Source organism: Streptomyces orinoci, from assembly GCF_003121295.1.
Classification (GTDB): Bacteria; Actinomycetota; Actinomycetes; order Streptomycetales; family Streptomycetaceae; genus Streptomyces; species Streptomyces orinoci.
Genome location: NZ_PHNC01000014.1, coordinates 23,600 through 43,069 on the forward strand (window position 1 = coordinate 23,600; position 19,470 = coordinate 43,069).

Consider the following 19,470-nt stretch of genomic DNA (forward strand, 5'->3'; position numbering starts at 1 on the left):
CACCTGTCGCGGATGGGGAGTTGGGTGACGGATCCGTTGGCGCGGGTCAGGTCCGTACCCCGGTGGCCAGCGCGGCCAGGGTGCGCTGGATGTCCCGGGCGGTGTCCGGGTCCTCGGCGATCACACAGTGGGTGACCGTGCCATTGGCCGGGGTGTGGTCGCCGGTCAGCAGGGTGCCGGTGCCGGTGGCCGGGTCAAAGTCCAGACCGGCCGCGGTCAGGCGGTCCCGGGCGGCGCGGAAGGAGGGTGCGGGCAGGCCGCCGTCCTCGGCGAGGACCCGCCGGCCGTGGGCGCCCCGGCCCAGCAGCCGGGTGCCGATGACGGTGTGCAGATGGGTGGAGCCGGTGAGCCGGCCATTGGCCTCGGTGAAGAGCAGCTCTCCGGCGGGGGTGCGGATGGCGTCCGGGCTGATATTGCCCCGGTAGCCCATCGCCTGGTAGACGGCGCACAACCGCCGGGCGTCGGCCACCAGTTGGCGGTGCTGGGGCGGGGTGAGCACCAGGGCCGGGGTGATTTCCCCGGTGACGGTGGGGTCCATCAGCATCTCGCCGGTGCCCAGCAGGGAGATGGCCTTGGATCCGATGTCGAACTCGGCGTAGACGGCGGTGGATTCGGGGTGGTAGCGCTCGACGACCAGGCGATTGCGGTGGCCGTTGGAGAGTACGGGCCACCGCTCGCCGAGCAGGGCCTCGATGTCCGGGCCGGTGGGCAGCACCAGGACCTCGCTCGCGCCCAGCGGCCGGATGCCGGGGCGCGGAGCGACGATGAGATTGCCCTGCCCGCCGGCCGCGAACTCCCTTTTGAGCATGGCGCAGTGGCCCTCGCCGAGCAGCGCCGTGACAGCCGCCACCGCCTCGGCCTCGGTGTTCGCCACCGTGCCGGGGGCGAGGGGGATGCCGGTGCCCGCGGCGATGGCCCGGAAGGCGGCCTTGCTGTTGACCAGGGCGGCACCGCCCTGGGCGTGGAAGGCATGGCCGGGCAGCGCCGCCGCGCAACCCAGGTCCTGGGCGAGCCGGGCCACCGCCGGTTCCGCGCACACCGGCAGCACCCGCCGCACCACCCGCCCGGCCAGGGTACGGTGCAGCGCGGCCCGGAAGCCGGGCCCGGCCAGCCGGTCCGGGGAGAGGATGCCCGCGCCATGGCGGCCCGGCGGGGGGACCAGCATGGTGAGGGTGGCGCGCCGGGTGCCGGTACGGGCGGTGACGTATTCGGTGAAATCCTCGCCCGGCGCGGTGGGCAGCACCAGTACATCACCGTCCCGGGCCCACCACAGCAGACGGTGGGCGGCGCAGGCGGCGGCCCGGCGCTCGGCGGGTGAAGGAACCGCCGGGTCGCCCACCATCTCCCGGGTACGGGTGTTGCCGATGAGCAGGGTCGTCATTCGCTCCCCTTCCGCCCGGCGGGTTCCGCGCCGGGACGGTCGCGGCAGGGCACCAGGAAGCTCCGTTCGAAGACGATCACCACATCGCCCTTGGCGGTGGTGCCGGTGGTCCGGCAGGAGACGATGCCCTCGCCCGGCCTGCTCCTGGAGGGGCGTTTGCCGAGGATCTCGGTCTCCGAATAGAGGGTGTCACCGACGAACACCGGGTGCGGCAGCCGGATGTTGCCCCAGCCGAGGTTGGCCAGGGTCCGGCCGCTGGTGCTGCGGGCGGTCATGCCGCCGACGATGCTCAGGGTCACCAGGCTGGACACCAGCGGGCGGCCCCAGGGGGTGCTCTCGCAGTAGGCGTGGTCGATGTGCAGCGGGGCGTCGTTCATGGACAGCATGCTCATCAGCACGTTGTCCATCTCGGTGACGGTCCGTCCGGGGCGGTGCTCGATCACCTCGCCGACGGTGAAGTCCTCGTAGTGGAAACCGACCACTTCGCGGAACCGCTGGGGCCCGATGCGTTCATAGCCGCTGGGCGGCACGTCGTCTCCTCTCGACTGGATTCAGCGGTCAACTGGCTTCAGCAGGGGGTGAGTTCGCGGATATGACCGATGAACTCGTCGAGCTTCTCCCGGGGGAGGTCGGAGCGGATCATGATGCGCAGCCCGGCCTCGCCCTTGGGGACGATGGGGAAGAAGACGGCGGAGCAGTAGAAGCCGCGCCGGTACATCTCCTCGGAGAGCTTGACCGCCGCCTGGGGTTCGCCCACCGTGATGCGCCGTACCGGCAGTCCGTTGCCCGCGAAGACGGTGGGGTAGCTGCGGTCGAAGTGCTCGATGTTCTCCCGCAACCGCTGCTGGAGTACGGCCAGTTCGCCGGAGCGGTGCAGGGCGGCACTGGCCAGCGAGGCACCCACCAGCGGCAGGGACATGTTCTGTGACCAGCCCACCGGTCCGGCATGGCGGTGCAGGAACTCGAACAGGGCCCGGCTGCCCAGCATGGCGATCCCGCCGCCGGTGCCGAAACCCTTGCCCAGACTGGAGACGATCACCGTCAGCTCGTTGGACTCCAGCCGGGACCGGACAAAGCCCTGGCCCCGCTCGCCCATGATGGACAGCGAGTGGGAGTCGTCGATGTAGAGGAACAGGCCGTAGCGGTCCTGGAGTTCGCGCAGTCCGTCCAGGGCCGCGGCGCCGCCCATGGAGTAGGCACCGTCGGCGACATAGGTGACCCTGGGATAGCGGCGGCAGATGTCCTCCAGCTGGTCCAGGTCATTGTGGCCGCAGGTGAGCACCAGGGACTCATCGGCGCAGATGGGTTTGACATAGGACATACAGAAGTGGCAGAAGCGGTCGAAGACCATCACCCTGGGCTCGCCGTCGCCCAGGTGCCCGGAGGCGATCAGCGGCAGGATGCCGGCGGTCAGCGCGGTACAGGAGGCGCCGGGCAGCACATGGGCGCCGAAGAGCTCGCCCAGTTCCTCCTCCAGCCGGGCCAGCAGCCGGTGGCGGATCCGGGTGGTGGCCACCACCAGCCAGGTGGCCCGGGCTTCCTGGAGCGCGTCAATGGCACCCTGGATGATCGCCGGGTGGTGGTTGAGGCCCAGATAGGCGCAGGAGCACATATTGACGAACTCATGGCCGCTGTCCGGGTCCACCAGCCGGTTGTTGGCGTCCGGGGTGTCCGCCCGGATGCCGATCAGTCCGGCCTGGGCGGCGCCCTGCCAGGCGGGGTCCGCGGCCCGGAGCATGGTGGCGCTATTGCGGTAGTGGTGCGGACCTGCGATGTCAAGTGGGGGATTTCCGGCCATCATTCCCTCTCCTGCGATGCGGGGCTGGAGTGCACGGTCTGCGGACGGCACTCGGTCTGCGGACGGCATCCGGTTTGCGGATGGCACTCGTCCGGCTCCTCGCCGAATTCCTCGACGAGCTTCCGGGACGCCTCGAAGAACGGCATGCCGACCATGGCGCCGTCCACCACGGTGATGTCCCGGCCGTTGCGCCGGCCCGCCTCGACGATCTTCCGGGCCCGGGCCAGGGTGTGGTCGTCGGGGGAGAACGCCCGGTTGATCACCGGGACTTGGCGCGGGTGGACCGCGATCTTCCCGCTGAATCCCAGGTCCTTGGCGAGCGCGGCCTCGCAGGCCAGGGCGCCTTCGTCGAAGACCTCGAACAGCGGCGAGTCCATCACCTCGATGCCCGCCGCGCGAGCGCTGTTGACCAGCCGGGACCGGGCGTAGGACAGCGTCTCCCAGGACAGCCGGGCGCCGGTGGCCAGCACATAGTCCGCCGAGCCGAAGACCAGGGCGCGCAGCCGGGGCGAGGCGGTGGCGATGGCGGGCGCGTCCTGGAGGCCGCGCGGGGTCTCCAGCACCGCGAAGAACTCGGTGTCCGGGCAGGAGGGGCGGAGCACCTCCTCCACGATCTCGATATCGCGCCGGGACTCCACCATGGGCACCAGCACCACATCCGGTTTGACCGGATAGCCGCGCAGGGCCAGCAGATCCCGCAGCCCCTCCGCCTGGCTGACGGCGTTGATCCGCACCGCACAGCGCACCCCCCGGGCCGAGGGCGCGGAGAAGAAGGCTTCGGCCCGCTGTCTGGCCTCCTCCTTCCGCGCCGGCGGAACGGAGTCCTCCAGATCGACCATGGCAATGTCCGCCCCGGACCGGTGACCGGCGAGGTACCGGCCGACGGCGGTGGCGGGAGTGGATAACAGGGACCGGCAGTACCGCGTGTACTTCATTGCTGTTCTCCGACCGGGTGCGGCACATGGGCAAGACAGCGGGTGCCGTCCGTTGATCGGCCCCCCGCCGTTCCATGCCTACCGCAACCGCGTTGTTCGGGACCGGTGCCTGCGGCTCGAACAACCAACTGCAACCAACGCCGAACAATCGAAAATGAACGGTCTTGATGGTCATATCTCACGGTGTTCTTCGCTGAAACGACGGAATTTATGGTGCTGTTGACCGTTCCGCAGTGGATAGCGTGCTGATCCGCCCATTGCCACGGGGAGGAAGGCGGGTCAAGTGCCACGAAGAGAGCGGCCATTGGACGAGGGGGACGCCCCCCTGCTGAGATTCGCCGCCGATCTGCGGCTGCTGCGGCAGCGGGCCGGGAGCCCCACCTACCGCCAACTCGCCCTGCGCGCCCACTCCTCGGCCGCCAGCCTCTCCGTGGCCGCCGGCGGCCGTAAACTGCCCACCCTCGCGGTGACCAGCGCCTATGTCCGCGCCTGCGGCGGCGATGTCAAGGAGTGGGAGGCCCGCTGGCACACGGTGGCCGCCTCCCTGACCGGCCCCGGCGGCAGCCACCACCCGCCCTACCCGGGCGCCGCCCCCTACCAAGTCACCGACTCCGGCCGCTACTTCGGCCGGGAACGCCTGGTGGAGGAGGTCTGCGGACGCCTGCGCGCCGAGCGGGTGGCCGTGGTGACCGGCCCCTCCGGCTGCGGCAAGACCTCCCTGCTCAACGCGGGCCCGCTGGCCCGGCTGCGGGCCGCCGACCCCGCACCGGCCGTACTGAGCTGCACCCCCGGCCCCCAACCCGGGCGCACCCTCACCCGCTGCCTGGCACACCTCGCCCGCGAACGGCCCCCCGGCGGACCCCGGCCGCTGCTGGTGGTGGACCAGCTGGAACAACTGCGCACCCACTGCCCGCACCCCGCCGAAGCCCGGCGGTTCCTCGACGCCCTCTGGCAGGCCGCCCGCCCCGGCACCGCGCCCTGCCGCCTGCTGCTGGCGGTACGCTCCGACGCCCTCCCGTACTTCACCGGCCACCCCCTGCTGGCCCAACCGCTGACCATGGCACCGATGACCCCCGAGGAACTCCACCGGGCCATCGTGGAACCCGCCGCCCGCGCCGACTGCACCGTGGAGGACCGGCTGCTCGCGGTGCTGATCGCCGGGGCCGCCGGACAGCCCGGGGCGCTGCCCCTGCTCTCCCGCGCCCTGCTGGCCACCTGGCGCGCCCGCACCGGCACCCTGCTGACCCTGGCCCGGTTCCGGGAGACCGGCGGCATCGAGCGGACCCTGGCGGAGGCCGCCGAGAGCGCCTTCACCGCCCTGCCCGGCGCCGGGCGGGAACGCGCCCGGCAGGTGCTGCTGCGCCTGGTCGATCCCGGCGGTCCGGGCGGGGTACCGCGCCCGGTGCCGCGCGGCACCCTGGACGACGACCCCGGCACCGCGGCCGTGCTCGAACACCTCGCCGCCGCCCGGGTGCTGACCCTGGACGGGGACCGGGTCGCCCTGGCGCATGGCGCGGCCCAGCACGCCTGGCCCCGGCTGGCCAGGTGGACCGCCGAGGACCCCGAGGGCCTGCGCCGCAGGCAGGCCCTGACTGAGGCGGCCGCCGCCTGGCGGGCCGCCGGGCGCGACCCCGCGCTGCTCTACCGGGGGCGGCGGCTGGCCGAGGCCCGGCGGCCGGGTCCGCCGGACGACCGGCTGACGGCGGCCGAGCGGGACTTTCTGGCCGCCGGGGCACGGGCGCAGAGCGCTCGCCGCCGCCGGGAGGCGGACCGGCGGGCCCGGCTGCGGGGGCAGCGGCGGCTGATCGCGCTGCTGGCCACCTTGGTGACCACCCTGGCCCTGGTGGTCGCGGCCACCGCCCCGCTGGCCGTGCGGTAGCGGGGCGGTGGCGGCCCCGAAGGGACCCGGCCAAGTGATCCGTTAGCTCAGGTCTTGATCGGGAACACGAGTGGCGTGGTCGAGATCGTCAAACCCCTGACCGACCTGGCACGCCGTGGCAGAGAACCGGTGGTGGCGCAGACGGTGCGCTCCACCGCGGCGGCGGTGATCTCCTATGTGGTGGCCCTGAACCTCAGCCGGGAACCGGCCCCGCTGACCGCCCCGCTGACCGCACTGCTGGTCGTCCAGGTGACCCTCTACTCCACCCTCACCACCGGCATCCGCCGGGTGAACTCGGTGGTGGCCGGAGTCCTGATCGCCATTGGCTTCAGCGTCCTGGTGGGCCTGACCTGGTGGAGCCTGGGCCTGATCATCTTCGCCTCGCTGGTGATCGGGCACTTCGTCCGGGTGGATGAATTCGTCCCCGAGGTGGCCATCAGCGCCATGCTGGTGCTGGGCGTCACCCGGGTGGCGGAGACCGCCTGGGACCGGGTGCTGGAGACGCTGATCGGCGCCGGAGTGGGCCTGCTGTTCAATGTGCTGCTGGTGCCGCCGGTCTGGGTGGAGCCCGCCGGCCAGGCCATCGAGGAGATGGCCCGCCGGATGCGCCGGCTGCTGGAGCATATGGCCACGGCCGTGGGACGGCACATCCCGGTGGAGGAGGCCGCCGCCCGGCTGCACGAGGCCCGGCGCCTGGACCATGATGTGGCCCAGGTGGACGCCTCGCTGCGGCAGGCCGAGGACAGCCTGCGGTTCAACCCCCGGGTCAAGGAGGGGCTGCTGTCCCGGATCGTGCTGCGTACCGGCCTGGACGCGCTGGAGATCTCCGCCGTGGTGCTGCGGGTGATGAGCCGCACCCTGACCGACCTGGCCAAGGAACGGCCCGACGAACCGCTCTTCCCGCCCGATGTGGCGGACGCCCTGAAGGACGTCCTGGGCCATCTGGCCCGTGCGGTGGAGAGCTTCGCGGTGCTGATCACCACCCAGGTCAGTGCGAATGCCGAGGCGGCGGAGAACCGGCTGGCCGAGGACCTGGCCGCGGCCCGGACCAGCCGGGAGCACGCCGCCGCGCTGCTGCTGTCCCGGGTCCGGGAAGACTCGGAACAGTGGCAGTTGCAGGGAGCACTGCTGGCCGAGATGGACCGGGTGCTGGCCGAACTCGACGTGGAGCAGCGCTCCGCGCGGCTGTGGGAGGAACTGGACCGGCGTTCAAGGGAATTGCGCGAGCGCTATCCCAAACTGGACCGGCTGCGGCGGCTGCTGACCGGGGGGCGGATCTGAGGCCGCCCCCTGCCCGAGCCGCCTACCCGATGGGCACCCGGTCCCGGCCGTGGTGGCGGCTGATGTTCTTCTCCAGCAGGGCCAGGCACTCGGCCACGCCCACACTGGCGGAGGTGAACTCCGGCAGCCGGCCCTCGTCCTGTTTGAGCCGGGCCAGCGCCGCGTCCATCGCCGTCTGGGCGGCGAACAGGCAAGGAGTGCTGTAGATGGCCACATCCACACCGAGCTCCGAGAGCTCCGGCAGCGACAGCCGGGGGGACTTGCCGCCCGCGATCTGGTTGAACAACAGCGGCTTGTCGCCGATGACATCGCGCACCTTGCGGATCCAGTCCACGCTGCGCACCCCGTCCACCAGCACCACATCCGCGTCGGTGGCCGCCAGCGCCTTGGCCCGGCGCAGGATCTCCGCCTCCTCGGTGGCGTCGGTACGGGCCACCACCACCAGGTCGCGCCGGGAGTCCAGCACCATCTGGAGCTTCTCCAGATACTCCCCCAGCGGCAGCACCTGCTTGCCGTCCACATGGCCGCAGCGGCGCGGGCGCTTCTGGTCCTCCAGGATCACCCCCGACGCCCCGATGGATTCCAGGAGTTGCACCGTGTGGCAGGCAGTCTCCGGGTCCACATAGCCGTCGTCGATGTCCACCAGCAGATGCTGCTGGGGGAAGGCCAGGCGTAACCGCTGGACGAAGGCCACGATGTCGGGCCAGGCGATGAATCCGATGTCCGGCAGCCCGTAGTAGGAGGCGGCGAAGCCGAAGCCGGAGACGAACATGCCGTCGTAGTGCCGGGCCGCCACCGAGGCTGAGAACATATCGAAGACACCGATGAGCGGAGTGGTGCCCTCGGCGGCGATGGCCGCGCGTAGCCGATTGGGGTGGTTCACGGTACCCTCCGGAGTTGGGTTGTTGTTTACGCGCCGGGCCGACCGATGCCGCCAAGCCGGGGACCGCCCGGGCGTGTGCCTGACCGGGAGCCGGGGTGTCCCGCCGTCAACGGGGCACCCCGGCTCTGCTGTTGGAGTGTTCTTCGCTTGTGCCGGCACCGGGACTCTGCCGTATTGCCGGGGTGAAGTACCCCCAACAAAGGCCCATGTTCACATGAACTCTGCCACTTGAACTCTGCCGGTCATCGGTGACCGACGTTAGTCAAGAGATGGTCATGGGGCAATATCGGGAAGGCAAACTCCCCTGGACATGGGCGATTTCGCGCCGACTCGGGCAGCGGCCGGTTCAACCCTGCGGAGGGTGCGCCGAGTTAACCGCGCAGCGGCACCTTGGGGGCCACCGCGGTGACATGGAGCTCGCCGAAGTCCACCAGGTCGTTCAGCGGTATCACCCGGTGACTGGTCGAACCGGGCGGCGTCACCTGCAGATACGAGGTCTCATGGGCCTCGGTGCCGGTGTGGGTCCAGGCCACCACGGCCTGCGCGGTCGCGCCGGGACGCAGCCGCACCACCTTGTTGCCCGGGTCGTCCGCGTACCAGGTAGTGCCCCGCACGGTGCGGCTGGGCAGTGTCCGGTGGCCGCCGTTCTCCAGCCCCAGGCCCGGGTAACCACGCAGCGCGCAGGCGTGGTTGCCGGTGTTCTTGAACTCCAGGACGCCGCCCGCGTGGTTCATCCCCCCGCCCAGCCGGCCGGCGAACCTGATCCCCAGGTCCGGGGTGTGGCAGGTGGGCACCGTAGAGCCGGACGGGGCCGCCTGGGCCAGTCCGGCAGCGGCGGTGAGGGTGAGAACGGCACCGGCGGCCGCGGCGCCCAGGCGCCGCGCTGAACGCATGGTCATAACTGCTCCTTTCACTGAAGTCCTCCGGTGAGGGGGACGGTGGCATGTGGCCCGCCGTTCCCTTCCGGGCCATCTGCCCGTCTACCCCCGGCCATCTCCGGGAACGCCCCTATGGGTGACCCGATTTGAACGCAGGGGTCCCCCCGGCACCGGCCGGCGCGGTAGGCTGCCCGCCCCTTGCGCAGACACGGGGGTCGCTGATGTCCCTTCGGCAGGTAACCGGCGTACGTTTCCAGCTCCTTGCCCTGGCCCTGGCCTGTGTCCTGGTACCGGGCCTCGCCCTGCCCGCCGCCGCGGGCGGCGGACAGCGCCCGTCCCCGCCGGACACCGAACTGGCCGACCAGCTGGCGGCCCGGGTGACGGTCGCGGGCGCCTGGCCCCACCTGGCGGCGCTCCAGCGCGCCGCCGACGCCCACCAGGGCGTACGCGCCGCCGGCACCCCCGGCTATCTGGCATCCGCCCGCTATGTGACCGAGCGGCTGCGCCGGGCCGGCTACCGGGTACGGCTCCAGCCCTTCTCGTTCCCCGACTCGGCGCCGGTGGCCGAGACCGCCCGCCGGCTCTCCCCGGCCCCGCGCACCCTGCACCCGCTGCTCGCCCGCTACAGCGCCTCGCTGCCCGACGGCGGCTGGACCGGACTGCTGGCACTGCCCCCGCAGGGCGGCACCGCCGCCTACGGCTGTGAGCCGGACGACTACGCGCACGGCGACTTCCGCGGCCGGGCCGTGCTGCTGCGCTATGGCCGGTGCGATGTGGCGGCCAAGCTCCGGCTGGCCGCGGCGGCCGGAGCGAGCGCGGTACTGCTCAATGTCGATCAGCAGCCGGCCGCGATGAACATCCGCTCCGGAGTACGTCCGCCGTCCGCCGCCGTGCTGCCCGTGGCCACCCTGCCGCGCGGTGAGAGCGAGCAGCTGATCGCGGACGCGGCCCGGGGGCCGGTGCGGCTCGCCCTGGACCTGCGCGGCCGCGCCTTCACCAACCACACCTTCAATGTGCTGGCCGACACTCCCACCGGGCACCCCGGCCATACGGTGGTGGTCGGCGCCCACCTGGACAGCGCCACCGAAGGTCCCGGCATCAATGACAACGGCAGCAGCGTGGCCATGACCTTGGAAACCGCGCTGCAACTGGCGCCTTTCGCCAAGGAGATCCGCAACCGGGTGCGCTTCGCCTTCTGGGGAGCGGAGGAGGAGGGCCTCTATGGCTCCACCTACTACGTCTCCCGGCTGACCGACGAGGAACGCCGCCGGACCTCGCTCAACCTCAACTTCGAGACCATCGCCTCACCCAACTTCGCGCGCCTGGTCTACCACGGCTCCGGGCCGGTGCCACCGGGCACCGGCACCGTGGAGCAGGTTCTGCTGGACCGCTTCGCCGCCCGCGGGCTGCCCACCGCGCCCCTGGAGTTCGACGGACGCTCCGACTTCGTCCCCTTTATCGCCGCCGGAATCCCGGCCGGGGGCGGCTCCTCCGGCTACAATCAGGTCAAGTCCCCCGAGTGGCAGCGGCTGTTCGGCGGCCAGGCCGGACGGATCGCCGACCCCTGCTACCACCAGCGATGCGATGCCCTGGAGCACCTCGACCGCACCATCCTGGGACAGCTGGGCGACGCCCTGGCCTGGGCCACCGGCCGGTTCGCGGTGGACACCGCCGATGTGGAACGCGGCCGGCTCACCTGATCCAACGAGCCACCATGGTCGTCTTGTTGAGCAGATACTCCAGCGGTCCCCGGGTGAAGAACCGCGACCACAGCAGGGCGAAACCGGTGGCGGCCGCCAGGAAGCCCAGCAGCGTCCAGAGCGAGGAGCCGGGCACCTCATGGATGCCCAGGGCCCAGATGCCCGCGATATTGAGCACATAGGCGGTCAGTGACATCCGGCCCACCGCTGTCACCGGATGCAGCAGCCATGACAGCCGGGGCAGCGCATCGGTGACCAGCAGACACAGGGCCAGCACGGCGACCGCCACCCCGGTGCTGCCCACGATGGAGAGCGTGGTCTCGCTGTGCGGGGAGGCCGCCAGCAGCCAGCCGGCCTGGTCGCCGGGCGGGAAACCGCCCGTGTCCGACCACCAGGCGGAGTGCGGCGGCCCCGGGTGCCCGGCGGCCGCCAGCAGGCGCAGCGCCACCCAGGAGGTGCCGTACCCCGCCACCGTCAGCACGGCCCCGGTGACCGCCAGCCGGGTCCGTACCACCGTCGAGGACAGATCCAGCCGGGCCACCGCCATTCCGGCCAGCACAAAGGGCATCCAGGTCAGCACCGGATAACTGCCGGTGAAGAACAGGTCCACAAAGCCGTCGGTGCCGCTGATCCGGGCCAAGGGGTCGTGGTGGGCGGCCCGTTCGGCCCAGCTGCCGTCGTCGATGGACGCCTGCACCGCGTAGAGCACCTGGGGCAGCACCAGGGCGCCGAGGGCCGCCAGCGCGGCCAGCGCCCGGGCCTTCAGCCGGTACAGCGGCAGGGCCAGCACAAAGTACAGGCCGTAGTAGGCCAGGATCACCTCGACCTGGGTGCCGGTCATGGTCAGCGCGGTGCCCACGGCGAGCAGCACGGCCGAGCGGATCAGCACCCGGCCGACCGCCTGCCGGCCGGCCCGGCCCGTCCTGGGCAGCGGCCGGCCGGTCAGCAGGATCAGGGAGAACCCCGCCAGCAGGGCAAACAGCGCGGAGGCCCGGCCATGGGTCAGCTCCATCAGCAGGCGGGACCGCCCTCCGTCGCCCGGATCCGGGCCGACATGGGCGGCGTACATCCCGAAGACGGCTAGCCCGCGGGCCAGATCAACTCCGGCCAGCCGGGCGGCGGGTGCGTTCCGGGTGGGGGCCGGCGGTATGGAGAGGGCGGTTGTCCGGTCCGCCGGGGAGAGACTGTGCATGCGTCCAGCCTCGGCTGGTGGCTGACCCCGGCGGGGGTATTTCCCCGTAATTTGTAGCGGTGTTGGGTATCTGACGGTCAGTCGGTGCAGGGCGCCCCAATAGGGGCGCGGGGAACTGCGCGACCAGCCACCGACGGCCCGCACGTAATTCTAGGCAGGTACTTTCTCTGCGGGTTCGTTGCGGCTGGTCGCGCAGTTCCCSGCGCCCCTGGTGGGGCGCCCCAAGCCGAACGCCTCGTGCAACGACCGTACCGCGGACGGTACTTGCCCCGAGTGGCACAGGACCGAGATCCGGGTCTCGGCGGTGGAGATGGCCGCGATGTTCACCCCCGCCGCGGACAGCGTCTCACAGCACATGGCGATCACCCCGGAGTGGGTACGCATCCCGGAGCCGATCAGGGACACCTTGCCGATCTCCTCGTCGTAGCCCAAGTCCCGGTAGCCGATGGCCCGTCGGCTCGCGCGCAGGGCGGCCAGCGCCGCCGGGCCGTCGCTGCCCGGCAGTACCAGGGTGAGGTCGCCGCCCTGCCCGCCGCCGCCCCGGCCCGCGTGGTGTACGGCGGTGTCCAGGTCCACCCGGGCCTCGGCCAGGGTGCGGAACACCCCGGCCATGGCGGCGGCACCGCCGGGCACCCCGGTCACCGTGAGCCGGGCGCCGGACAGATCATGGGCGACACCGGTCACCCGGGGCTGCTCCGCACCCACCGCCTCCGCGTCAGCGCAGATCACCGTGCCGGGGCCGGTGCCGAAGGAGGAGCTGACGCGCACCGTGACCCCGTGCCGCCGGGCGTAGTGCACACTGCGCTGGGCCAGCACCCGCGCCCCGGCGGCGGCCATCTCCTGCATGGCCTCATAGGTGAGCCGGGGCAGCCGCCGGGCGTTCGGCACCAGCCGGGGGTCGGCGGTGTACACCCCGTCCACATCGGTGTAGATCTCGCACACATCGGCCTTGAGCGCCGCGGCCAGTGCGATGGCCGTGGTGTCCGAGCCGCCCCGGCCCAGGGTGGTGATCTCTCCGGAGTCCCGGCAGACGCCCTGGAATCCGGCCACCAGTACCACCGCCCCGCGGTCCAGGGCCTGCCGGATCCGTCCGGGCGTCACCTGAAGGATCCGGGCCCTGCCATGGGCGCCGTCGGTGATCACCCCCGCCTGTTCGCCGGAGAGCGAGCAGGACTCGGCGCCCAGGGCGTGTACGGCCATCGCGGTCAGCGCGCCCGAGATGGGCTCCCCGGCCGTGAGCAGCATGTCCAGCTCCCGGCGCGGTGCCAGCGGGGCCACGTCCCCGGCCAGTTGGAGCAGTTCATCGGTGGTGTCCCCCATGGCGGAGACCACCACCACGACATCGTGGCCCTCCGCGCGGGTGGCGACGATGCGCTCGGCGACCTTTTTGATCCGCTCGGTACTGCACACCGAGGAGCCGCCGTACTTCTGGACGATGAGAGCCATCGCTGAGCCTCCCCCAACGGCCGCCCGGGGCGGCCGAGTTCGATGAATGGTGACGCGTTCAGATCCGGGCGACGGCGGCGGCGATGGACTCGTCCAGGATCGAGCAGGCGGTGTCCACCACCTCCTCGGTCACATTCAGCGGCGGCAGCAGCCGCACCACGGCGTCCTGCCGGCCGCCGAGTTCCACGATCAGGCCCCGCCGCAGGGCCTGGGCCTGCACCTCCGCGGCCAGGCGGGCGGCGGGTGCCCCGGTGTCCGGGTCCGCCAGCTCCACTCCCCACAGCAGCCCCCGGCCGCGCACCTCGCGCACCCAGTGGCAGCCGGCCGCCTCCGCCAGGCGCCGCCGGATCTGCTCACCCCGGGCCCGGACATTGCCCAGCACATCCTCCTCGCGGATGATGCGCACCGCCTCCACTCCGGCGGCGAAGGCCAGTTGGTTGCCGCGGAAGGTGCCGATATGGGCGCCCGGTGCCCAGGTGTCCAGCCGGCGGTCGTAGAGGATCAGGGCCACCGGGGCGCCGATGCCGCTGAGCGCCTTGGAGGCCACGATCACATCGGGTTCGATGCCGTACTGCTCAAAGGCGAACCAGCTGCCGGTGCGCCCGCAGCCGGTCTGCACCTCGTCCACGATCAGCGGGATGCCCAGCTCGGCGGTCAGCTTCCGCACCCGCCGGACGAACTCGCCATGGGCCGGTATCACCCCGCCCTCGCCCTGCACCACCTCCATCAGCACCGCCGCGGGCAGGGGTATCCCTCCGTTGGGGTCCCGCAGGGAACGTTCCAGCAGTGTCACGCAGTTGACGGCGCAGCCGTCGGGGGTGAGGCCCACCGGGCAGCGGCCGCAGGAGGAGTAGGGGAAGAAGTGGACGCCGGGCATTCCATGGGCCACCGGCCGTTTCTGGGCCAGCAGCCCGCTGACCGCCATGGCGGCATGGGTGCTGCCATGGAAGCCGCCCTGGAAGGAGACGATCTCCCCGCGCCCGGTGGCCGTCTTGCACAGTTTGATCGCCGCTTCCACCGCGTTGGCTCCCGTGGGACCGCAGAAGTGCACCTTCATACGGTCCCGCAAGGGCGCCGGGAGCATGGAGAGTTGGGCTTCGGTGAAGGCATCCTTGACCGGAGTGGGAAAGTCCAGCCCATGGGTGAGCCGGCCGAGCTGCTCGGTGACGGCCCGTACCAGCGCCGGATGGTTGTGGCCCAGGGACAGCACCCCGGCACCGGACAGGAAGTCGATAAAGACATTGCCGTCCACATCGCTGACGAAGCTGCCGGAGCCCTCGGCCAGGGCGACCGGCAGATGCCGGGGGTAGCTGCGGGCGTTGGACTCGTACCGCTCCTGGCGGGCGAGCAGCTCGGCCGAGCGCGGCCCGGGGAGTTCCCCGGCCACCCGTGGGGCGGTGAAGTTCTGCGGAGGTGCGAGCGAGGTCATACGGTCTCCTGACGGGGCAGCGGGATCGGTCAGCAGGGGCGGGAGGGGATGCCGCGCCAGCGGGTGCCCTCCGGCAGCCGCTCGCCCTTCATCACCAGCGACAGCGCGTCAACACCGGTGCCCGCGCCGACCGTTGCGTCATAGAGGACGACGGAGCGGGCGCCCACAGATGCGCCCGGGCCGATCCGGGTGAAGGACATCTTCATCACCCGGTCCTCGAACAGATGGGTCTGCACCGAGGTGAACTCCCCGACGGCCGCGTCGTCCCCGATCTCCACCAGGTCGAACTCGGTGAGATAGGTGGTGGCCAGCCACACCCGGCGGCCGATGCGGGCGCCGAACAGGCGCAGTACGGGGCAGACCCAGGGCGATCCGGTGAGCAGATTGACCAGGGAGGGCACCACCAGGTTCTCGAACAGGCCGGTGATCAGCTCGGTACGCCGTACCCAGACGCTCCACAGCGGTTCGGTACGCGGCCGGTAGCGGCCGATCACCAGCCATTTGAGCGCCGCGGTGGCCAGGGTGGCGGCCACCCCGGTGCCCAGCAGCAGGGCCGGGCCGAGCAGGAAGAGGGTCAACGGCGGGCAGCCCCGGGCCAGTTGGAGGGAGACCCAGAGCGCACCCAGCGCGCTGAGCGCGCCAATGGTGGCCGGCAGGGTGATACGGAAGTACTCGATGGCCAGCCGGGCGGCGATCAGGCCGCGGGTGGGCCGGTAGGTGTACTTCTCCGGGAACCGCGGGCTCTCCTCGCGGCGCGGCAGGAACAGCGCGGGGGAGCCCAGCCAGGTGGTCTCCGGCCCCGCCGGCCTGGACGGGGCCACCGAGTGCACCCCCAGCAGGCTGTGGTCGCCCATCCGGCAGGAACCGGGCACCAGCGCGCCATTGCCCACAAAGCTCAGCCTGCCCACCTCGGCCGGGGCCAGGGCGATCCGCCCCTGGTGGAAGACGGCCGGTCCCACCACGCTGACATCGGCGACAAAGCTGCGTTCGCCGATGACCAGCATGTCCGGATCGACAAAGCTGACCGTGGCCACCTCCGACCAGCGGCCGGTGCGGGCGCCCAGGGCGCGCAGGAAGGGCACCAGATAGAGGGTGGAGTACAGGGCGTGGGTGACGGTCAGGCTGAGCGCCATCATGGCGTCGGCGATCCATTTGCGGACCCCGAAGGCGCCGCGTTCCGGGTGGATTCCGGCCCGCGCGGAGGGCATTACGGATCGTTTGACGGCCAGCACCAGCAGGCAGACGGTCAGTACGGTCAGTGGTCCGGCCGCGGCGGCGGCCAGGCCGGCCCAGGCGGCGCCGTACTGCCAGGCGGCATAGGCCACCAGGGCGGATCCGCCTATGGCGATGGCCGGTGGCAGCATGGCGAGCAGCAGGGCGGCCAGGGCGTAGGCGGCCAGCACGGGCGGCCGCCAGGGGCGGTGGTCGGCCTGGTCCGCCATGTCCTGGAGCAGGTGCGGGCGGGCGTCCTGGCGGGTGGCGGGCGATCCGGCCCAGTGTTCGCCGGCGGGCACCGTGTGGCCGGCCGGCACCAGGGACTGCTCGCCCAGGGTGGCCCCGTCGCCCAGTGAAGCCCCGGGCAGCACCACGGAGTTGGTGCCCACCGCACAGCCGGAGCCGATCTCCACGGTGCCCAGCCGAAGCCAGCCGTCCTGTACCGAGTGCGGCTGGAGGCGGGCGCCGTAGCCGATGCTGCTGTGGTCGCCGATCCTCAGCAGCGAGGGCGCGGTGGGTACGGAGGACAGATGGCAGCCGCGGCCGATCCTGGCCCCCAGCAGCCGCAGAAAGGGCGGCAGCAGCGGGGAACCGGCCAGCCGGTCGGCCGGGGTGAGCGCCAGCACCTTGCCATGCAGCCAGAACCGCAGATAGGTCACGCCCCACAGCGGATACCAGCCCGGTTTCACCCCCGCCATCAGCAGCCGGCCGCCCAGCACCGGCAGCACCAGGGCGCTGACCAGCAGCCAGCCCATATCCAGCGCCGCGAAGGAGGCCGGCGGCAGATCCACCAGGGCGGCGGGCACGCTGCCCGCGGCCGGGGCGCGCACCGGCAGGTGCCAGGCCGCGCACAGCCGGTACAGCAGCAGTACCGCCGGCAGGCTGATCAGCAGCAACCAGGCGTAGAGGCCGATGAGCTGGGCCAGTCCGCAGGCCCACACCCGGGCGCTGGAGTGCTTCCTGGGCGGCGGCGCGGCCGGGTCCGGCCCTTGCTCCCCGGCGGTGGACGCCTCGATATGGGCGGCCAGGGAGCGGATGGTGGGGTGGGCGTAGAGGTCGCCCATGGCCACCCCGCGCAGCTGGGGACGCTGCCGCAGCCGGGAGATCAGCCGGGCGGCGGCCATGGAGTGGCCGCCCAGGTCACAGAAGAAGTCGTCCTCGGCCGAGATCCGCTCGCCGCCGAGGATCTCCCGCCACTCGGCGGCCAGTTGCTCCTCCAGCTCCGTGGCGGGGGCGGCGTGGGGACGGGCGCGGCGGGTGAGCGGCGGCGAGGTGGGGGCGGGCAGCGCGGCCCGGTCCACCTTGTCGGCGGCCAGCATCGGGAACTCCGGGAGGATCTCCACAAAGGCCGGGATCATATAGGCGGGCAGCCGGCGCCGGAGGGTGCCGTGCAGCCGTTCCCGCAGAGCCTCCGGCGGCTCGGCGGGGGCCCGGGGGTCCAGGGTCACATAGCCGGTCAAGTCCTGGACCACACCGTCCCGTTCCAGTGGAACGACCACGGCGTTCTCGATGGCCGGGTCCTCCCGGATCAGCTGCTCGATCTCGGCCGGCTCGATGCGGTATCCGCGGATCTTCACCTGGGTGTCCACCCGGCCCAGGTACTCGATCTCCCCGCCGGGGGTCAGCCGGCCGCGGTCACCGGTGCGGTAGATCCGCGGGACCTCGGCTCTGTCGCTCTCCACCGGGTTGGCGATGAACCGTTCCGCCGTGAGCTCGGGCCGGTTGACATAGCCGATGGCCACGCCCGGCCCGCCCACGCAGATCTCACCGCTCTCGCCCTCGGGGACCGGGCGCAGCCGCTCGTCGAGGATATAGACGCGGTAGGTGGGCAGCGGGGTGCCGATGGTGACCGGCCGGTGCGGGGAGAGTTCGCCGCAGGTGGCGGTGACCGTCGCCTCGGTGGGGCCATAGGCGTTGAGGATGCGCCGGCCCGGCCGGTGCCAGCGCCGCACCAGGTCCGGCGGGCAGGCCTCGCCGCTGACCAACAGGCTGCGCAGCGAGGGCACTTCGGACTCGAGCGTCATCAGCAGGGTGGGTACGCAGCACAGCACGGTGACGGCGTGCTGGATGAGGAAGGCGGTGAGCCCGTGCCCGACCCGGCGGCCGTCGGTGGGCCCGGCCACCAGGGTGGCACCTGCCATCCAGGCCGGCCAGATCTCCTCGATGGCGAAGTCGAAGGCGAGGGACAGCCCTTGATAGACCCGGTCCTGCCGGTCCACCCGGTAGATGGGGGCCACCACGCGCAGGAAGTTGACAATATTGGCGTGCGAGACGGCCACGCCCTTGGGGCGGCCGGTGGTGCCCGAGGTGTAGATCACATAGCTCATGGCGGAGGGGTCGATCTCCACTCCGGGGCGGTGGTCCGGCTGCCGGGCCAACTGCTGGCGCAGCCGGTCGAGTTCGAGCACTTCGCAGGGCAGCCCCGAGGTGCGGTCGCGCAGCCGGGAGCAGGTCACCAGGGAGTGCAGTCCGGCGTCCCGGGCGATAAAGGCCAGCCGGCCGGCGGGAAACGAGGGGTCCAGCGGTACATACACCGCACCCGCCTTGATCACGCCCAGCAGGGCCACATAGGTCTCCACCGAGCGTTCCAGGAGGATGCCCACCGGTGTTCCCGGCCGCACCCCGTGTCCGGCCAGCAGATGCGCCAGCCGGTTGGCCCGGCGGTCGAGTTCGGCGTAGCCGATCCGCTCGGACTCACAGATCACCGCGGTGGCCTCGGGGTAGCGGTCACAGGCCCGCTCGAAGAACTGGGGCAGGGCGCGCACCGGTGGCTGCTCGTATACCGGATCCGGATTCCGGCCCTCCGTTGGAGGCCCGGGATCCGCTTCGGCCGGCCCATGCCGGACGGGGGACCTGGTGTCTGCCATAGGTGTCTCCTTTACGGCGGATCCTCCGGTGGATCCGCGAGGATTCAGGAATATTTCGTCTTTCTGTTCGCCTTGGGGACCGGTATTGTTCAGGGACCGTCCAGGGTGTGCCGGTCCGGCCCCCGTCCGGGGCTGACGGATGAACAGGGCGTGAGTCGTATGGCGGAATTCAATGGGGCGCGACGGGTTCCGGGAGTCCGCCGGAGGCGCCCGCGAGGCTCTTGGCCGGGCCTGCCACGTCCGGTTTCGTATGGCGGGTGCCCTTGAGAGGGTCAGTTCACACGGGCCGGAATCATGGCGCGCTTCGGTCCACGGTGACCCTTCATGCGTCCATACACATCCTTGAAAGTCACGTGTTGAAGCGAATTGAAAACTAGGTTGGCGGCGGTTACCCGAACAGCGGGATATGCGCCAACGTAGTTCGGCTCAATTGCCCCGTGTCTATGCCACGCCAGGTAATGGCCCGGCGGGGCGCGGTACCCCGCATTCTCCCGCGCGGCGGTATCGGCACGGCCTCTGAGCAGCCTCTGTATGCCGCCGGAAGCGGGGGTTCCATCGGGAGCGCCAACTACTCCGGGTGACCGGC

Annotated in this window: 13 protein-coding genes; 3 read left to right on the forward strand and 10 right to left on the reverse strand. The window is 71.6% G+C overall.

The genetic code is table 11. The features are described 5' to 3' along the window. Positions 1-46 precede the first annotated feature (46 nt). Genes CV755_RS11440 through CV755_RS11455 form a run of 4 tightly spaced genes read right to left on the reverse strand, consistent with a single transcriptional unit; the run spans position 47 to position 4,114 of the window. Entirely contained in the window at positions 47-1,381 is a 1,335-nt protein-coding gene (locus tag CV755_RS11440) for a preATP grasp domain-containing protein (RefSeq protein ID WP_109280099.1), read from the reverse strand. Continuing rightward, positions 1,378-1,911 (reverse strand): MaoC family dehydratase, encoded by a 534-nt coding sequence (locus CV755_RS11445; RefSeq protein ID WP_422070536.1) that lies wholly within the window; start codon positions 1,909-1,911, stop codon positions 1,378-1,380. Before CV755_RS11445 ends, CV755_RS11440 begins: the two co-directional genes overlap by 4 nt. Before the next feature lie 38 nt (positions 1,912-1,949). Beyond that, positions 1,950-3,182: an aminotransferase class I/II-fold pyridoxal phosphate-dependent enzyme gene (locus tag CV755_RS11450; RefSeq protein WP_109280101.1), complete on the reverse strand. Its 1,233-nt coding sequence runs from the start codon at positions 3,180-3,182 to the stop codon at positions 1,950-1,952. After that, complete coding sequence (locus tag CV755_RS11455; RefSeq protein WP_109280102.1) at positions 3,179-4,114, reverse strand: HpcH/HpaI aldolase/citrate lyase family protein; 936 nt, start codon at positions 4,112-4,114, stop codon at positions 3,179-3,181. The genes CV755_RS11450 and CV755_RS11455 overlap by 4 nt, the downstream gene beginning before the upstream one ends. Before the next feature lie 283 nt (positions 4,115-4,397). On the opposite strand from CV755_RS11455, the gene CV755_RS11460 reads away from it, so the two are divergent. Next, complete coding sequence (locus CV755_RS11460) at positions 4,398-5,993, forward strand: nSTAND1 domain-containing NTPase (RefSeq protein ID WP_153068643.1); 1,596 nt, start codon at positions 4,398-4,400, stop codon at positions 5,991-5,993. 75 nt (positions 5,994-6,068) lie between these two features. Beyond that, a complete protein-coding gene (locus CV755_RS11465; RefSeq protein ID WP_109280104.1) occupies positions 6,069-7,274 on the forward strand; it encodes an FUSC family protein in 1,206 nt (401 codons plus the stop codon). A gap of 22 nt (positions 7,275-7,296) precedes the next feature. Here the strand turns inward: CV755_RS11465 and CV755_RS11470 are convergent, their stop codons facing one another. Both CV755_RS11470 and CV755_RS11475 read right to left on the reverse strand, forming a co-directional pair. Further along, complete coding sequence (locus tag CV755_RS11470; protein ID WP_109280105.1) at positions 7,297-8,157, reverse strand: isocitrate lyase/PEP mutase family protein; 861 nt, start codon at positions 8,155-8,157, stop codon at positions 7,297-7,299. A gap of 371 nt (positions 8,158-8,528) precedes the next feature. After that, a complete protein-coding gene (locus tag CV755_RS11475; RefSeq protein WP_109280106.1) occupies positions 8,529-9,056 on the reverse strand; it encodes a DUF4232 domain-containing protein in 528 nt (175 codons plus the stop codon). Positions 9,057-9,256: 200 nt separating this feature from the next. Between CV755_RS11475 and CV755_RS11480 the strand changes: the two genes are divergently transcribed. Beyond that, complete coding sequence (locus CV755_RS11480) at positions 9,257-10,735, forward strand: M28 family peptidase (RefSeq protein WP_109280107.1); 1,479 nt, start codon at positions 9,257-9,259, stop codon at positions 10,733-10,735. On the opposite strand, the gene CV755_RS11485 is transcribed toward CV755_RS11480, so the two are convergent. The 4 genes from CV755_RS11485 to CV755_RS11500 all read right to left on the reverse strand — a co-directional run bounded on the left by CV755_RS11485 (position 10,728) and on the right by CV755_RS11500 (position 18,884). Beyond that, positions 10,728-11,927 carry a DUF418 domain-containing protein gene (locus CV755_RS11485; RefSeq protein ID WP_109280108.1) on the reverse strand — a complete coding sequence of 400 codons (1,200 nt, stop codon included), beginning with the start codon at positions 11,925-11,927 and terminating at the stop codon, positions 10,728-10,730. The genes CV755_RS11480 and CV755_RS11485 overlap by 8 nt on opposite strands. A 150-nt stretch (positions 11,928-12,077) precedes the next feature. Continuing rightward, positions 12,078-13,373, reverse strand: a complete 1,296-nt coding sequence (locus tag CV755_RS11490; RefSeq protein WP_109280109.1) for an aspartate kinase — start codon at positions 13,371-13,373, stop codon at positions 12,078-12,080. Between the two features lie 58 nt (positions 13,374-13,431). Continuing rightward, complete coding sequence (locus CV755_RS11495) at positions 13,432-14,802, reverse strand: aspartate aminotransferase family protein (protein WP_109280110.1); 1,371 nt, start codon at positions 14,800-14,802, stop codon at positions 13,432-13,434. 29 nt (positions 14,803-14,831) lie between these two features. Next, positions 14,832-18,884 (reverse strand): Pls/PosA family non-ribosomal peptide synthetase, encoded by a 4,053-nt coding sequence (locus CV755_RS11500; protein ID WP_109280111.1) that lies wholly within the window; start codon positions 18,882-18,884, stop codon positions 14,832-14,834. Between the last annotated feature and the right edge of the window lie 586 nt (positions 18,885-19,470).

Excerpts from the sequence above, each read along its gene's own strand:
- CV755_RS11440 (WP_109280099.1), bottom strand. The coding sequence starts at position 1,381 with ATGACGACCCTGCTCATCGGCAACACCCGTACCCGGGAGATGGTGGGC.
- CV755_RS11450 (WP_109280101.1), bottom strand. The coding sequence starts at position 3,182 with ATGATGGCCGGAAATCCCCCACTTGACATCGCAGGTCCGCACCACTAC.
- CV755_RS11455 (WP_109280102.1), bottom strand. The coding sequence starts at position 4,114 with ATGAAGTACACGCGGTACTGCCGGTCCCTGTTATCCACTCCCGCCACC.
- CV755_RS11475 (WP_109280106.1), bottom strand. The coding sequence starts at position 9,056 with ATGACCATGCGTTCAGCGCGGCGCCTGGGCGCCGCGGCCGCCGGTGCC.
- CV755_RS11480 (WP_109280107.1), top strand. The coding sequence starts at position 9,257 with ATGTCCCTTCGGCAGGTAACCGGCGTACGTTTCCAGCTCCTTGCCCTG.
- CV755_RS11485 (WP_109280108.1), bottom strand. The coding sequence starts at position 11,927 with ATGCACAGTCTCTCCCCGGCGGACCGGACAACCGCCCTCTCCATACCG.
- CV755_RS11495 (WP_109280110.1), bottom strand. The coding sequence starts at position 14,802 with ATGACCTCGCTCGCACCTCCGCAGAACTTCACCGCCCCACGGGTGGCC.
- CV755_RS11500 (WP_109280111.1), bottom strand. The coding sequence starts at position 18,884 with ATGGCAGACACCAGGTCCCCCGTCCGGCATGGGCCGGCCGAAGCGGAT.